The sequence below is a fragment of the Erythrobacter sp. JB1-15 genome (genome assembly GCF_057365035.1).
Map to the genome: position 1 here is coordinate 1719627 of NZ_CP200295.1, position 15780 is coordinate 1735406.

Genomic DNA, 15780 nt, shown 5'->3' on the forward strand with positions numbered 1-15780 from the left:
GCGCGATCAGGAGCAGCGCTTGCGTTCAAACGCGCCGTAATTGGTGCCCGCAACTTCCGTAAACAGGCGGCCATCTTGGACGCGCAGCCGGTAGGTCGTCTCCCACGTTTCCCCTTCGCCGGTGGACAGGACGGTGATGAGCGCGCCTTCATTGTCCTGCCGGACGCTGGTCACTTTGGCGACGCTTTCGTAAAAGACCATTTCGCCCGCTGAAATGCGCAGCCGCGCATCGGAATTGGCCGAGCAATCGCCGTTCGCATCATCCCATGTGCCATGAAAGCGCTCCGGGATAATCGGCGTGTTCGTGTCTGCATTGGCGGCAAAAGGCGCAGCTATGGCAGAGACGGCAAGGGCGAAGGGGGCGATGAGTTTATATGACACCATGGACAAACTCTATCACCCCATTTGCCGTTAGCCCATAGTCGGGATCACAAAAGCGTTGCCATCATCAGCCGAACCATCGGGCCAGCGCTGGGTGATCTTTTTCAGCTTGGTCCAGAATGCGAGGCCCTCGGTCCCGTATTGGTCGATATCGCCAAATCCTGATCGCTTCCATCCGCCAAACGAATGATAAGCAACAGGCACAGGGATCGGCACATTGATACCCACCATGCCCACCTGAACGCGGGCAGCAAATTCGCGTGCGGCGTGGCCATTGCGAGTGAAGATCGCAACGCCGTTGCCGTATTGATGCTCTGACGGCAGGCGCACAGCCTCTTCAAAATCCTTGGCGCGGACCATTTGCAGGACGGGGCCGAAGATTTCTTCCTGATAGGACTTCATCTGCGGGGTTACGTGGTCGATCAAAGTGGGGCCGACAAAGAACCCGTTTTCGTGACCCTGCAAAGTGTATCCGCGTCCATCGACGACGATTTCGCCGCCTTCTTCTTGAGCCGTGGTGATCCATTGTTCGATGCGGGCCTTGTGTTCCGGCGTAACCACCGGGCCATAATGCGCATCAGGATCGGTTGAAACGCCGATCCGCAGGGCCGCGATGGCCGGCAGCAGCTTTTCCTTTAGCCGCTCTGCCGTGTCTTCGCCCACCGGCACCACCACGGGCAGCGCCATGCAGCGTTCGCCCGCCGAGCCGAAAGCCGCGCCCGCCAGATCGTTCACCACAGAATCGAGGTCAGCGTCCGGCATCACAATGCCGTGGTTCTTCGCGCCGCCAAAGGCCTGCACGCGTTTCGCTTTTTCTGCGCCGCGCCGGTAAATGTAATGCGCAATGTCTGAGCTGCCGACAAAGCTGATCGCGGGAATATCGGGATGATCGATAATCGCATCGACCATTTCCTTGTCGCCGTGGATTACCTGCAGCAGCCCTTCGGGCGCGCCTGCCTCGATAAACAATTCAGCGAGGCGCACAGGCACGGATGGATCGCGCTCTGATGGTTTGAGGATAAACGCATTGCCCGCAGCACACGCCATGCCAAACATCCACATCGGGATCATCGCGGGGAAGTTAAACGGGGTGATCCCGGCGCCAATGCCAAGCGGTTGGCGGGTGGAAAGCACGTCAATGCCGGGGCCTGCGCCTTGCGTGTATTCGCCTTTCAAAACTTGCGGAATGCCGCAGGCATATTCGATCACTTCCAGTCCGCGCTGCACATCGCCGATGGCATCGGGAACCGTCTTGCCGTGCTCGCTCGACAGCAATTCAGCAAGCGATTGCATATTTGCCTCGATCAGTTCCTTGAATTTGAACATGACGCGCGCGCGTTTCTGAGGATTGGTCGCGGCCCAGCCCGGCTGGATTTTCTTGGCAGTTTGCACCGCTGCATCGAGCAAAGCGGCATCGCCCAAGGCAACTTCCGCCTGAATTTCGCCGGTCGATGGGTTCCAGATCTGGTGTTTGCGCGTGGGCGCAGGGCTATCGCCGACAATAAAATGATCAACCTGGCGCATGAAAATTCCTTGTTGTTTACGATTGTGCCGTGCGTCCTAACGGCATCGCACAGCGAATCCAATTGTTGGATCGCATACTAATGCAAGCAAAAGGCATCACCTATCTGATTGACCATCCAAAGCGTTTGCGGCAGAGCGCCCCCCGCGCCAAACGCACGCAGTTAGCGCTTAGATGACGCGCGCGGATCGGATGCGGGTGTAGCTCAATGGTAGAGCAGCAGCTTCCCAAGCTGACGACGAGGGTTCGATTCCCTTCACCCGCTCCAAGCCGAAATTCAGCACCATTCACTGAGCGCCATTAGACCCCAGAAATCCAAGTTTTTTTGACTGAGTGAATTTCGCGGGAGGCTGCATACGGGGGCCACTTTTGGAGTGGGGCTTAAAATGGCCCCCATACGGCTCTAGAGATATCCAGATCAAAACCGCCAAGCCACAGGCAAAACCTCTAAGGTGGGCGATGGCCATGGGTTGTTCCTCTTGGTCCAGCCAAGGGGCGGGAAACTCTGGGGTATGAATACATCGAGAAGCGCTGCAGGGATCGCGACAAGCCTTGGACCCCTGCCACGCCTGCGAAGCCGGAATGGCTGCTATCTGAGCTGGGCTCGAATGCGCGAAAGCTCCCTCTCGCTGATTATTGAGCCTCGGACATTCTCGCAGCGCTGCACTCAATCGAAGCGCGAGACAAGCTTGATAATGCCAAGAGGGCTCAGCCGTCTGCAGGCGCCGCGCTTCGATATGCTGGTGCCACCGCGCTTGCGGTCAGATCCACCCCGCGACTTTAAGGGCGCCTTACTTGCACCCAAAGCGACGCACAGAGCTGCGATACTTGATCCGGCGGAGCTTGGCGGGCTGCTCCGCTGTATTGATGGCTACCAGGGCAATTGGAGCACGCAACTTGCTCTCAGGCTTGCACCTCCCCGTCTTTCAGCGGCGCCCACGTCTTTCATCGGCCAGTGCCAACTGCCTGCTGCTCGCATGAGTATCGACCTCTTACAGGCTTCGGGCGGGAAGACCCCGCCAATTGGCAAAGGCGCGCAGAAGCGCATCAATCGGCCCAATTGCGGACATTATTGGCTACGAAGTGCACCCGGTATTCGCGATAGTTTCTCTTCGATAAACGCAAGGAACACGCGGACGCGAGCTGGCAGGATTGGGCTTGGCGGGCGAACTACCCAGATATTCCATTCCGGGGTTATGCGATGATCGGCGAGCAGACGGACCAGCTCTCCGCGTTCTAGTCTTTCCGAAATCGACCAATCCGAGCACAATGCGATCCCAAGGTCGGCGAGTAAGGCAGAACGAACCGCGTCACCGTGGTTGCAATCAAATGTACCTGCCGCTGAAATGCTGTGTTCCTTGCCCTTGGGGCATTCGAAACTCCAGTTGCGTGTGCTGCCCTGCACAAGACAATTGTGATTGGCCAGATCGCGGACGCTTTGCGGATAGCCGTGTCGTTCAACATAAGCCTTGGTCGCGACGAGACTGCGCGGATTGTTGGCCAGTTTGCGAGCCATCAGGGTTGAAGGGGACAGGGTGCCAATTCGCACTGACAGATCGTAACCCTCCTCGACAATGTCGACGACATTATCGGTCAAGTTGAGGTGCAACTGGGCCTCTGGATTGGCCTGGAGAAACTCGGCAATGTGTGGTGCAATATATCGCTCACCGAAAGACGCCGATGCCGTGACGCGAAGTGAACCGCGCACGCGGGTTTCCCCGCCCGAGAGGTCTTGGCGTGCATCCTCGATCTTAAGGAGAAGGGATTTTGCATGGACCAGAAAAGTTTCACCATCTGACGTCAGACTTACTGAGCGAGTGGTGCGTTGAAGCAAGGGGACGCCCAGCTCTGCTTCGAGCGCCTGGATGCGTTGAGATGCAGTGGTTGGCGAATAGCCAAACTCCTCTCCCGCCCGGCCAATTGCTCCCAAGGCGGCCACGCGAACGAAGAGTTCTACCGATTTAAGGTCCAAGGGCATTATGCGGAAATATCACATAGTGTCTGAGTATTCTAGCCGATTATATCGGATAGATCGTCTGATAGAGCCCAATTGTGAATTTCGAAAAACATGAGGTACTAAAAATGACGATCCGCAAACTGATACTTTCCACCGCTGCATTAGCCCTCCCGCTTGCAGCATGTTCCGCTCCCGAAGAGGATGGCGGTGAAGCAACCACCCAGGCAACCCCGCTTGAAGAAGTACCGGTGGTGGAAACTTACGCCACGTTCGATTTCCGCCCAGGCAATATTGGCATCTCGCCTAACGGGAAGATGCTCCTGAGCGCCCAGCCGCTCGTCAACCCAGACACCAAGCTGGTGATGGTGAACGCCGACGGGACATATTCGCCTTATCCCAATGAAGCGTTTGCGTCGGGCGCGGATTCTGAGCTGAAAGCAGTCATTGCGGTGAAGATCGACGATGAAGGCACGGCCTGGGTACTTGACCTTGGCGCCAACAAGCTGATCGCGATCGACACCAACACCGACACGATCACACGCCGTATCCCGATTGCGGCAGACGCCCTGAACAAACACAGCTTCCTGCAGGACTTCGTGCTCGACCAGAAACGCAACCGCGTAATCATCGCGGATATGACGCAAGGCGATCTGAAGAGTGCTCCTGAGCCAGCGTTTGTTGTTGTCGATTTGGAAACCGGGGAAGCGAGCCGAGTTGCTCAAAATCACCCATCCATGATGCCTGATTCTGAAGGCGGATTTGCCCTCAACCCGATCACGATCGATTCTGATTACGAATACATCTATTATGGCGCGCTGAATGGCTCAACTATGTACCGCGTGCCAGCCGCCAGCTTTGATGGTGACGCAGCCGGGGTGGAAGAGAGCATCGAAGAGTTCTCCAGCAAGAGCTTCAATGATGGGCAGACCATCGATGATGAAGGCAATATCTATGTCGCCGATGTTCAACAGAACGCATATGGCATCATCGATCCCGAGGGCGAGTTCCGCCTGATTGGTAAGCTCCCAGCTGAACAATCCTGGACTGATGGCATCACGGTCGGCTCTGATGGCTATCTGTACAGCTCCGCCAACCAGCTGAACCGTACAGCGGCCCTTTCTGGAGAAGAGACGGGAACAGGCGAGTACCTGGTCGTTCGCTTCAAGCCGGTCGCGCCCGCTTCCACCGGCCGCTAATCCGACAATCCCGACCACCAATCCCGGGCGGCGGCCGATCTCTTTTGAGCCGCCGCCTGGACTAACCAATTGCCAAAATCCCCGAGGTGAAATTAATGAAAGCCATTGGCCTGACCAGCTATCTGCCCATCAGCGATCCAAACTCGCTTATAGACGTAACTTTGGACAAACCGGCCGCTTCCGGTCGCGATATCCTTGTTGCTGTCAAAGCGATTGCTGTGAATCCAGTGGATGTCAAAGTCCGTGCCCCGAAGGACAAAGTGGAGGAAACGCCGCGCATCCTTGGCTGGGATGCAGCGGGCGTTGTTGAGGCCGTCGGTGAGGATGTCACACTCTTTCAACCCGGCGACGAGGTTTACTACTCTGGCGATATCACTCGGCCTGGTGCCTATAGTGAGTTCCAGCTGGTTGATGAACGCATCGTAGGGCGCAAGTCAAAGACGCTATCCTTTGCCGAAGCCGCTGCGCTTCCGCTGACAAGCATCACAGCCTACGAGGCGTTCTTCGAAAGGCTAAATCTTCACCGCAACGGCGGAAACAAGGGTGAGAGCCTGCTTATCATTGGCGGCGCAGGCGGTGTCGGCTCGATCGGGATCCAGCTTGCAAAGATGGCAGGTCTGAACGTCATTGCCACCGCATCACGGCCTGAAACCAGTGAGTGGGTCAAGAAGCTTGGCGCTAATCATGTGATCAATCATCGCGAACCGCTGCGTCCGCAAGTTGAGGCTCTTGGCCTTGAGTATGTCGATCACATCGCGATCTTCAACAACACTGACGGGCATTGGGATGCGGTGTCGGACCTGATCCGGCCCCAAGGGCGCATCGTCACTATCGTCGAGAACAGCAAGCCGCTGGATATGGACGCGCTGAAGACCAAAGCAGCAGGTCTGTTCTGGGAGTTCATGTTTGCCCGGTCCATGTTCGGCACGCCCGACATGATTGAGCAGCACCATTTGCTGAATGTGATCTCTGATGAAATCGACGCAGGCCACATTCGTACAACCGTGAGTGAAGTGCTCACTCCGATAAACGCTCAAAACCTGCGTTCAGCCCATGAATTGGTCGAAACCGGCCGGGCCAAAGGCAAAATCGTCCTCGAAAAATTCCCCGACTGATTGCCCACCACAGGAGACTTCCTAATGTCAGACCAGCAAACCATCCGCTTAGTTCACATCGACTTATCGTTCCACAAAGCGAGCGCTTTGAAAGTCGGTGAGATTCTTGAGCGTCACGGATACGCGGTGGAGTATTCTTTCGCGCACCATGAGGACGCGTTTGAGCTGCTGGGTAAGGGTGAAGTGGACATGCTTGCTTCGGCTTGGCTCCCTTCGAGCCACCAGAAATATCTCGACCCCATGGAAGATGAGATCGAGAAAGTAACGGTCCTTTATGAACCATACTGCCTGTGGGGTGTGCCTGAATACGTGCCCGCAGATGAGGTGTCCTCGGTCGATGATCTTAAGAAGGAGCCAGCGCTCTCCAAGATGGAGCGACTGATACAGGGCATTAATCCGGGAGCCGGCATCAGCCGCTTCTCCGCCAGCATGATTGATGAATATGGCCTTCGCGAACACGGCTATCATTTTGAAACCGGCAGCGAGGCGGATTGCTTTGGCCGGTTTGAAAAGGCCGTTGAAGAGAAGCGCTGGGTGGTGATCCCACTTTGGCAACCGCAATTCCTGCACAACCGCTACACCATCCGCGAGCTCGATGAGCCCAAGGGTCTTTTGGGCATTCAGGATGAGGCGACCTTGATCCTTCGCAATGACGCAAGGCCAAAGCTTAGCGAGGCCGCTTTGACCGAGCTGCGCGCACTGCACATCGGCAACAAACTGATGAACGCACTTGATGACGAAGTGCAAAGCCTATGATTTTGGCTGCGCAACGCGCGCCTCAGTGCGAGCGTGGTGCACTTGGATCAATATATTTTGAAAGCATGAGCCGACAAAATCTAACCGGGAAAGAGGGGGGGAATAGTGGTAGATACCAAGCTTATAAAAATTGCCGCGATGACTGGCTTTGCTTTGGGCGGGCAGGCCAAAGGGACAGCGCGCCCCGCCGCATCGACCAGTCGCCTTGACGAATACCCGCTCGATGCTTCGCATCAAAATGACCACATCGAAGCCATAGGGAAGGCGCCGGGACATTTCGGGAAGACGGTAAGGCAAGCTATCGCCGATTCAGAGGAAGTGGGCGATGCAGACACCGCTGGCCTGTTCACGGAAGTCTCGCGCGGGGTTGATCGGTATTTGTGGATGGTCGAAGCTCCCAGAGTGCCTTAAGTGCCATAACGGCCCACTAGGTGAGCACCATGTGAGGATTTGCTTTGCCAATCGCATTTGGACTGTGCGCTCGCCCTCAAGACGAAGAGCACCGTGTCTCAACCGAGCTTGAGCTGTTTTTCGACCTTGTGATTGTGACCGCAGTGGCGGCGTTTACCGCTACGATGCACCATTCGATTGTCGGTGGTGAGCTGCTTCAAAGCCTGCCGACCTTTTTGACGGGGTTCATCATGATTTGGTGGACCTGGACAAACTACACCTGGTTTGCGTCCGCATTCGACAATGACGACTGGATTTGCCGGGGCCTTACACTTTTGATGATGGTGGGGGCTGCGATTTTCGCCGGTTCGGTTGAGCATATCTACACCTCTCAGCAACTGGGCTTTGCCATGGTTGGCTGGGTCATCATGCGCCTTGCCATGATTGTGATGTGGCTTCGTGTTGTGGTTGGGGAACCGCAATACCGGCGCTCGGCATGGATCACTGTCGTGGGCTTAACGCTCACCCAAATCGCATGGATTTTGCACTTCGCGTTTCTGGACGTGCAGCAAGTGGGTTACGTCCTGCTCGCTTTGATTTTGCTCGCAGAGCTTTCGGTGCCGATTGCCGCTGGCTTGGTGAAAAACCCGGCTTTCCATCTTGACCATATCAACGAGAGATACGGCCTGCTGACGATCATCGTCCTGGGCGAATTGGTGTTATCCGTGACGCTGTTCTTTGCTGCTGAGTTCGGTGGCGCTTTCGAATTCGAGATTTTCGTCGACGGGGTCGCTGGCCTGATAATCGCTGGAGCCTTGTGGTGGCTATATTTCGTTGAAGAGAAACGCCTCGCTCATGTCACCCATTTGAGGACGACTATATTCACCTATCTCCACCTCCCATTTTATTTTTGTGTTGCAATGATCGGCGCAGGTTTGGCGGCGGAGCTTGATGTGTTGCGGGCGATCTTGCACCTCGGCGGCGAAGCATCTCACGCTGCTAGTGCTGGGCACGGCGAAGGTGCTTTCCACGCAGTGCCCAAAGAGTCTTTGACCTTGTTGATCATAAACTGGGCAATCGCGGGGTCGCTGCTGAGCCTGTGGTTGATCCGCGACATATTCTTGGACCACTGGCGCCACGGAACGATAATGTTGGCGGGCACAGCTTTGTTCGTCGCGTTCGGGTTCTTGGCTGTTCCCATCTGGGGATCGGCTATTGGATTGCTGATTGTTTTGCTCACTCGGTTGATTTTTCGAGCCGAACCAGCGGATGGCGAGCGGCTGACTTGATTTGCGCTCAAATCGCTCATGGCGTGCCGCGATCCTGCTGGCCGGCAAGCCCGGTAACGTCAGGTGATGAGTGAGAGCGTTCGTCTGATTGCGACCAATGGTCTAATGAGAGCTCGCCTACTTCTTGAGAAGCTTCAGCCGGGAACCAGTGACTAAAGCCTTCAAGCTTCTCGTATCGCCACTCCGCTTCAATTTGTGCGGCGCTGCCTTTGACCTGCTGTTCCACCAGATAAGTGTCACCGGAGCTCCAAACGCCGAGAGTCGGTACACGGATCACTTCATTGCCGAATGCGCCGAGGGCGGGGAATTTGATCATTCTGCTCAATCGCAAATTTGACCGATACCAATTCAACCCAGCGGTCAACCGGCCAGGGCGGACCAGTTTGCTAATCGCTCCATCAAGATCTTCATGCGCGGCCCAGATTTTGCGGAAAAACGCCCAGTCGTTTCGCGCGTAGAACCATTGCGCGATAATGGGGAGTTGATGAAACAGAATATAAAGGCCGCGTCGCCGCTGCTGGGCTGTTTTGGCGACCTGGCTGTATGTGCGGTAATGCCCCACCGACAGCGCTGTAAGAGTTTCGAACCGTTGCGGGGTTCTACCTGCCAGCATCCATGCGGCCCCGGCTCCCAAATCCGCGCATGTCGGGCGTCAATATCCGAAAACCCTCAGCCGCAAGATTGTTGGCAATCCCTGACCAGATTGTGCGGTCATCGGGAAAACCGTGAAGCATGATCGCTGTCCCCTTTTCGGGAGACTTTGAACCGGTCTCAACGGCGTGATGCGTCAGGCCATCTGTCTCAACGAAATTTGCGGCGGGCTTGGGCTGGTGCACTGCGCTCAGAGCCCTTTTTGATAGCGTTCAAGCTCGTCCGGATCAAAGCCCAGATCATTGTCGACGATCTCATCACGCATGAAGTCTTCTTCGGGGGAGCGTTCGATCTCGCGATTGACCAGCCATCGGCACAGCCTGTCTAGCAATGACCGATTGCGAGACGACCTCGCCACCATTTTAAGCAGCAGCGAAGCCTTGAAAGTGGACGGGCCGCTCATTCGGCTGGCTCCTGTTCGAGGATTTGCCCCGCCTCATTTGCCTTCTCGGCGCTAGCTTTTGTTCCCGGCTCAATCGTGGAGCTGTCAACCTTGTCGATCCGGCACGGTACGCCTTTCAAGTGCGGGATGCCTTGTTCGCGGTCGAGGTAATCGGGATCGTCGCGGCACAATTGTGCATCGGCATATTTGAGCGCCCCGGAAAACTTGCCTGCCCCTTGCTCCATTTCCGGTTTCCACCAACCATGCGGCACGCGAACCAAGCCGTCTGGCATGGCATCCTTGATCGCCACTTTGATCGAAATGCTTGCAAGCTCATTTGACACCTCGACCCATTCGCCTTCTGCAAGATCGAGCTCTTTTGCGGTGCCGGGACTGACGAAGGCGAGCGGGTCCGGGTGGCGTTTGCGCATTTCGGGGATGTGGCGATGGCCCGTTTGGAAAAACCCGTCCTCGCGCACGCCGGTAAACAGTTTGAGAGGATATTTCGGATCGACAGGAGGGTCTTCGCGGAAATAGGGCAAGGGATCAAAGCCAAGCGCTTCCAGCCCTGTCGATTTCAATTCCACTTTGCCCGTTGGGGTTGCAAATCCGACTTTTTCATATTTGCGAAACTCGGGCGGTGCGAAGTGAATTTCGGTCTCCTTGCACATTTGCGCAAACGTCTTACCCGTGGATGCAAGCCGCCAGTCGTAAAGATCCTCCACCGTGTCCCATGGCACAAGCTCCGGCCGATCCAACGCGATCGCGATCAGTTTCCAGAAATCGAACGTGCTTTTGCATTCGCCCGGTGGCTCCATGCTTTTCTCGGAGAAACGCACAGAGGATGTCCAGCCCCACGTGTCCATCATCCATGGGCGTTCCAGCCAGCTATCAGCGGGCAGGACATAATCGGCAAGCTGAGCGGAAGGAGTCATGAACTGCTCATGCGCGACAATCAGATCCTGGTTCATCATCGCTTTGATGATGAGGTTCATATTGGCATAGCTCATCATCGGATTGTTACCGAGGAAGAAGAACGCCTTGACCGAATAAGGGCCCTCGCCTGCCATCGCACGGAAAGTCGCCGATGGTGTTGCCATATGGCAGCCCATCACAAGGTTGGCGTATTCCTGACCATATACGCGCTTGGTCGGCTCGCGGAACATATCTTGCCCGCGATAGGTAAAGGCAGGGTGATCTTTAGACCCCAGCTGTTTGTCCTTTTGCTCATCGGAGATCGCTTCGTGCATCTCGATGATGCTTTCATTGATAACATCAGGATTGAACCCTTCGAGGCGTTCACCGCCCGGCACATCAACATAGCCGCAGATAGACCGCAAAATGCCCTGCAAACGAATGCCCGATGTGCTGTTCCTCTGCATATCAGTGATCGGGGTCCATGGAATGATTGATGGGCCTTCAGTGGCGTACATGCGCGCCGCTTTGGCGATCATTTCAGGATCACACCCGGTCAGCTTGGCCACGCGATCAAGCGGAAACTCATTTACCCGCTCGCACAGTTCCTCAAATCCATGCGTCCATTTGGCAACGAAGTCTTTGTCATACAGCTCTTCATCAATGATGACCTTGAGCCAGCCAAACATCATCGCAACATCGCTGCCGACTTTAAGCGGCAACCAGATGTCGGCGCGTTCGGCGCTGGAGCTCTTGCGCGGGTCCATCACTATCAGCTTGGCGCCTTTGGCCTGCGCTGAGCGGATGAAATTGTACATCGGCGTCCAGCTGTGGCGGCGCGGATTGTGGCCCATCAAAACAATGCATTTGGTGTTGGCGAAATCACCCATGGGGAACCAACCATATGTGTATCGGCTAACCGCGGACGTATTGCCTGCACATAGAGCAACCCCGCTGATGTAGTTAGGAGTGCCGATGTGATTCATGATCCGGCGGCCAAGACCATGATCGGTGCCGGTGTTCCACTGGCTTGTCGAAACAGCCCAAGCCTCAGGTCCGTGCTCAGCGATGATCGCTTTGAGCCGTGCGCTGATATCCGCAATCGCGTCTTCCCAGCTGACCTCTTCCCATTTGCCGGAGCCACGCTCCCCGACGCGTTTTAGCGGTTTCATCAACCGGCTTGGATTGGCGAGCCCCTTGGGCGCGATGATCCCCTTCATGCAGATATTGTCGCGGAAGATCGGATTGTCGGACGAACGAACCCGGGTTACGCGTCCCTTCTGAACCTCGGCTACCACGTTGCAGGCAATGTCGCACGCCTGACAGATCACGCGCTTGGGTGTCACGCCTTTACGCACTGGACGCTCGGTATATTGCGCGGACACGATGGCTTGAGGGTCGAACGGTGGGGCAGCAGGCATCAGAATCTCCTAAGGCTGATAACGCGTTAGTCCAAAAAATGGACTTTGGCCAGTGAGGCTGTTATTGATCGCATCATGAAATGGAATGAAGTGAGCAGTGAGCAGTGTTCTGTCGCACGGGTTTCAGCGGTTCTGGGAGACCGTTGGACGCTTGTGATCTTGAGCGATTGTTTCCTTGGCGTGCGCCGATTTGAGCACTTTAAGGAGCGGCTGGATATTCCCAGAACCACACTTTCAAACCGGCTCCAAAGGCTCGAAGATCACGGCGTACTTGAACGCCGCCTCTATCAAGAAGGGCCGGATCGTTACGAATATCGACTGACCGAAAAAGGCGTGGCGCTTTATCCCGTGCTGTCCACAATCGTAACTTGGGGCGACACCTATTATTCGGACGAGGCAGGCCCCCGATACTGCGCACTCACTTGGCCTGCGGTCACGATATTCAACCGTTGCTCGCTTGCCCGGAGTGCCGCGAGGCGATCGATCCGAGGCAAATGTCAGCACGCAAACGCCAAGACCTTCCAAACTTCAACCCGGTCAGGCGTGGCCCTGTAGGCGCCTGAGCCGGTTAGGGGGCAAATTGCGGATGGATAGTCGCGTGCAGAGGAAAGGTTCAATGCAGCGTTGGATTGACCCTACGCACATTTAGGCCTGCCCGTGGCCGCGATAAATTGGAAGGCGGAATTGGACCAATCGCTGGACTTCATGCTGCGATGCATTGGGCGCAAGAAGCAGGCTTGGAAACGGTGATTACCTGCCCACTCGGCACACCATTTATCCCTTGTGACTTTGTGGAACCGCTCGTCGAGCATTCTGCGCAGGCAATGTGCACCAGCATAGGCAGTTGCATCCTGTCCTCGGCCTTTGGCCATAGGCTCTTGCCTGCGAGTTAGAAGCCAGCGTCAAGCGAGGGAACTACTCGATTCATACTTGGGCACGGACTTGCGCAGCGTCCTCGATTGAATTCCCGTTGCAGCGATCTAGACGCGACCCAGTTGCGCACAGCGGGCCCGGATCAATTGGAATTTCAAACGTGTCCTTGCGTTCACAGGCGGATGCGGGCGCGTCTTTGTTTTTCTACATCTGCGGGAACGGAAAACAGGTTCCACACCTCGCAGGAGCGAACAATGATGATAGCAAAGCCGCCGCGCATTTCGCATATCTCACGCATAATCATGATCGCGTTCAGCGGCCTCGCGCTAAGCGCTTGCGCTAGCCAGATCATGCAGAGCTTTGTGGGCCGCGATGTTGCAAGCGTTGCCGCGCGCTATGGCCCTTATGAAAACACTTTTGCCATGCCGGATGGACGGCGCGCTTTTCAATGGAAAATGGTTGAGACCAGCATGGTCCCCTTTGAAAGCACTGTTGATGAAGTCGTCACGCGCAACGCAAGCTCAGAACGCGTGCGCAGCTCTGGAGGTTATCTGAAGGAGGAGACGTGCTTTTACACCGTATATGCGGTGCCAGCAGGCACGAATGGATGGACCATTGTGGGCTATGAAAAGCCAGACTTTGATTGCGAGTGATCGGGCTGCTCGCATGGTGTCTTTGCCGCCATGACCGGACGCCAATTGCCAGCGCGCCCGATATCCAAGTGGCTCCTGAACCAAGGAGAACGTTTTCATGCTGCGCACATTTCTGTTTCCATGCCTTTCGCTGATCGCCTTGAGCAGCGCGGGTCAGGCCAAAGCGAACGACCCGCTTAAAGCGGCCTTGGATGCAAGCCTCCAGGGGCCTGTCTATTCCTATCAGCTTGATTTGACAGTCGATGATTTTGAAGGCCGCGCCCGCATTTACCCAAACCGGCCCAAGGGCAGCCGGGTGGTCATGCAAACTCCCAAACGCGCCGATCTCAATTCTGAGCAGCGCCAAGGTTTGAAAGACATTGACGCAGAGGCGCCGGATGATTTTTGGTGTCACAGTTTTGCGCGGCGTATTCCGCGCACAGGCGTCACTTTGGTAAGCCAAAATGCCGCGACTGCGACCTATCGGTTCAAGCCTGTACCGGACAAAACCGACAGCGACGATATCAAGCTGATGAAACACCTGATCGGCACCGTAACGGTCGATAAAAAGCGGCCTGCGATCCTCAGTTTTGCCCTTACGGCGCCCAAGTCATTCAAGCCGGTGATCGTCGCGCGCGTCGATACATTTGAGTTGAAAGCCAAATGTGCCCGCACGCCTGATGGGCGGACCTACGTCACCACTTTCGATCTGAATGTGAAGGGTTCGGCGTTGCTGCAATCCTTTGAAGATCGCCAAAAGCGCAAACACTCAAAACTGCGCCGCATAGGCGGATGAGGCCAGCTCATCACGTCCCATTCCATTGTTCCAATCGAGATGATCCATGACCAAACCTGCCCTTCGCAGCGCAATATCCGCAAGCGCAATTATCGCCGCCCTTATCCTTCAATCCGGGTGCGCCTCGGCTCAGAAGCCTTCTGGTTTGCAGAGCGAAAGCGCATCAAAGCTTGACGGTGTTTGGCAATCTGATGGTTATGGATACATCCTCGATCTAAGAGGCGCGAACGCTGCGCTATACCATGTGGCAGGTGATGTGTGCGTTCCCTCCAAAACCAGCGTTGAAAACCTGAAGCACTATATCAGCAAAGGCGCGTTGAAGATCGCGGCGGACGGGCTTGAGGGACGCTTCATGGCAACGCTGGAAGACTATCCGATGCAGATGAGCCGTATCGAGACCGTCCCGGCCCAATGCAATGCGCCCGCACGAGGTGATGCCATCGGAAATTTCGACGCTTTTGCAGCCTATTTCGCAGAGCACTATGCCTTTTTCGATCTTTACGACACGGATTGGGCGGCGCGTGTTGCCAGTGCGCGAGCGAAGGTTACGGCGAGCACATCGGATGAAGACCTGTTTGCCATCCTTTCCGGCTTGCTGGAGCCGATCAAAGATGGCCATGTGTCCATCACTGCGCGGGTGGATGGTTCAGACCAGAAGTTTGACGCCAATCCCAGTGTTGTCAGCCAGTATCTGACTGACGAAGCTGCACGCACAGGAAACGCGCGATCCGAACTGAATGACAAATTCATCGAAGCATTCTGGCTGCGCAGCATCGCTGGTGACATCTTAAAACGGCGCGGCAAGATGGCGGGCGATAACCGTATCCAGTACGGGATGCTGGACGACGAAATTGCCTATATGAATTTTATCACCGTAGCGGGATTTGCAGGCAAGGGGCTTGGACGCGAAACGGACGATCTGGCTGAGCTGAACTCCGTTCTGGACAAGGCGTTCAAGCGGTTTGAGAAACGCGGGGCCAAAGCGTTGATCATTGATCTGAGCGTAAATATGGGCGGCTATGATTTTATCAGCCGCGCCATTGCCAGCCGCTTTGCAAGCGGCAAAGTGCTTGGGTACAGTAAGCGCGCAGCCGACAGTTCCATCACGCAGCCTTTCGGCCATATCATCACCCCTTTTGACGGGGCGCGTTTCACAGGTCCGGTGTATGTTCTGACCTCGCAGGCTACCGTCAGCGGGGGCGAAGTTTTAACGCTTGCCCTGAGGACGCTTCCCAATGTTACCCATGCAGGCCAGCCCACTCGCGGAGCATTTTCGGATGTGCTCGAAAAAGAGCTGCCCAATGGCTGGGAGATTACCTTGTCCAATGAAATTTATACCGATGCCGATGGGCGCAATTGGGAAGCGCGCGGAATTGCGCCTGAGCTTCCCATTACGGTTTTTGACACGGCCGAACCGGTGGCCAGCCACAGGCGATCAGTTGCCAGATTGGTGCAGGCAATCAAAGCGCGCCTGGGCGGCTCAGAGCGTTAGCGCCTTTACAAA

General features: G+C 55.8%; 17 protein-coding genes and 1 tRNA gene. 11 read left to right on the forward strand and 7 right to left on the reverse strand.

What is annotated here, in order from left to right:
* Positions 1-6 precede the first annotated feature (6 nt).
* Both AC0V6L_RS08340 and AC0V6L_RS08345 read right to left on the reverse strand, forming a co-directional pair.
* Positions 7-384 (reverse strand): hypothetical protein, encoded by a 378-nt coding sequence (locus tag AC0V6L_RS08340; RefSeq protein ID WP_486153822.1) that lies wholly within the window; start codon positions 382-384, stop codon positions 7-9.
* A 27-nt stretch (positions 385-411) separates the two neighbouring features.
* A complete protein-coding gene (locus AC0V6L_RS08345) occupies positions 412-1905 on the reverse strand; it encodes a CoA-acylating methylmalonate-semialdehyde dehydrogenase (protein ID WP_486153823.1) in 1494 nt (497 codons plus the stop codon).
* A 192-nt stretch (positions 1906-2097) separates the two neighbouring features.
* Here AC0V6L_RS08345 and AC0V6L_RS08350 point away from each other — a divergent pair.
* Positions 2098-2171 (forward strand) — tRNA-Gly (locus AC0V6L_RS08350).
* A 381-nt stretch (positions 2172-2552) separates the two neighbouring features.
* The gene (locus AC0V6L_RS08355) at positions 2553-2687 is read left to right on the forward strand and encodes a hypothetical protein (RefSeq protein ID WP_486155081.1); all 135 of its coding nucleotides are present in this window, start codon (positions 2553-2555) and stop codon (positions 2685-2687) included.
* 285 nt (positions 2688-2972) lie between these two features.
* On the opposite strand, the gene AC0V6L_RS08360 is transcribed toward AC0V6L_RS08355, so the two are convergent.
* Positions 2973-3881 (reverse strand): LysR family transcriptional regulator, encoded by a 909-nt coding sequence (locus AC0V6L_RS08360; protein WP_486153824.1) that lies wholly within the window; start codon positions 3879-3881, stop codon positions 2973-2975.
* A 74-nt stretch (positions 3882-3955) separates the two neighbouring features.
* On the opposite strand from AC0V6L_RS08360, the gene AC0V6L_RS08365 reads away from it, so the two are divergent.
* From AC0V6L_RS08365 to AC0V6L_RS08385, 5 genes are all read left to right on the forward strand, one after another.
* Complete coding sequence (locus tag AC0V6L_RS08365) at positions 3956-5056, forward strand: L-dopachrome tautomerase-related protein (RefSeq protein ID WP_486153826.1); 1101 nt, start codon at positions 3956-3958, stop codon at positions 5054-5056.
* A gap of 95 nt (positions 5057-5151) precedes the next feature.
* Entirely contained in the window at positions 5152-6171 is a 1020-nt protein-coding gene (locus AC0V6L_RS08370; protein WP_486153828.1) for a zinc-binding alcohol dehydrogenase family protein, read from the forward strand.
* Between the two features lie 24 nt (positions 6172-6195).
* The gene (locus tag AC0V6L_RS08375) at positions 6196-6927 is read left to right on the forward strand and encodes a glycine betaine ABC transporter substrate-binding protein (RefSeq protein ID WP_486153830.1); all 732 of its coding nucleotides are present in this window, start codon (positions 6196-6198) and stop codon (positions 6925-6927) included.
* A 105-nt stretch (positions 6928-7032) separates the two neighbouring features.
* Positions 7033-7338, forward strand: coding sequence for a ferritin family protein (locus tag AC0V6L_RS08380; RefSeq protein WP_486153832.1), 306 nt, complete (start codon positions 7033-7035; stop codon positions 7336-7338).
* A 44-nt stretch (positions 7339-7382) separates the two neighbouring features.
* A complete protein-coding gene (locus AC0V6L_RS08385; protein ID WP_486153834.1) occupies positions 7383-8606 on the forward strand; it encodes a low temperature requirement protein A in 1224 nt (407 codons plus the stop codon).
* Positions 8607-8622: 16 nt separating this feature from the next.
* On the opposite strand, the gene AC0V6L_RS08390 is transcribed toward AC0V6L_RS08385, so the two are convergent.
* Genes AC0V6L_RS08390 through AC0V6L_RS08405 form a run of 4 tightly spaced genes read right to left on the reverse strand, consistent with a single transcriptional unit; the run spans position 8623 to position 11975 of the window.
* Positions 8623-9168, reverse strand: coding sequence for an alpha/beta fold hydrolase (locus AC0V6L_RS08390; RefSeq protein ID WP_486153836.1), 546 nt, complete (start codon positions 9166-9168; stop codon positions 8623-8625).
* A gap of 37 nt (positions 9169-9205) precedes the next feature.
* Entirely contained in the window at positions 9206-9442 is a 237-nt protein-coding gene (locus AC0V6L_RS08395; protein ID WP_486153838.1) for an alpha/beta fold hydrolase, read from the reverse strand.
* 5 nt (positions 9443-9447) lie between these two features.
* Positions 9448-9660, reverse strand: a complete 213-nt coding sequence (locus AC0V6L_RS08400; RefSeq protein WP_486153840.1) for a hypothetical protein — start codon at positions 9658-9660, stop codon at positions 9448-9450.
* On the reverse strand, positions 9657-11975 hold the full coding sequence (locus AC0V6L_RS08405) for a molybdopterin-containing oxidoreductase family protein (RefSeq protein ID WP_486153842.1): 2319 nt from the start codon (positions 11973-11975) through the stop codon (positions 9657-9659). Before AC0V6L_RS08405 ends, AC0V6L_RS08400 begins: the two co-directional genes overlap by 4 nt.
* Before the next feature lie 75 nt (positions 11976-12050).
* On the opposite strand from AC0V6L_RS08405, the gene AC0V6L_RS08410 reads away from it, so the two are divergent.
* The 4 genes from AC0V6L_RS08410 to AC0V6L_RS08425 all read left to right on the forward strand — a co-directional run bounded on the left by AC0V6L_RS08410 (position 12051) and on the right by AC0V6L_RS08425 (position 15768).
* Positions 12051-12530, forward strand: coding sequence for a winged helix-turn-helix transcriptional regulator (locus tag AC0V6L_RS08410; RefSeq protein ID WP_486153844.1), 480 nt, complete (start codon positions 12051-12053; stop codon positions 12528-12530).
* A 572-nt stretch (positions 12531-13102) separates the two neighbouring features.
* Complete coding sequence (locus tag AC0V6L_RS08415) at positions 13103-13501, forward strand: hypothetical protein (protein ID WP_486153846.1); 399 nt, start codon at positions 13103-13105, stop codon at positions 13499-13501.
* 97 nt (positions 13502-13598) lie between these two features.
* A complete protein-coding gene (locus AC0V6L_RS08420; protein WP_486153848.1) occupies positions 13599-14276 on the forward strand; it encodes a hypothetical protein in 678 nt (225 codons plus the stop codon).
* Positions 14277-14322: 46 nt separating this feature from the next.
* Entirely contained in the window at positions 14323-15768 is a 1446-nt protein-coding gene (locus tag AC0V6L_RS08425; protein ID WP_486153849.1) for a S41 family peptidase, read from the forward strand.
* Positions 15769-15780: the final 12 nt, after the last annotated feature.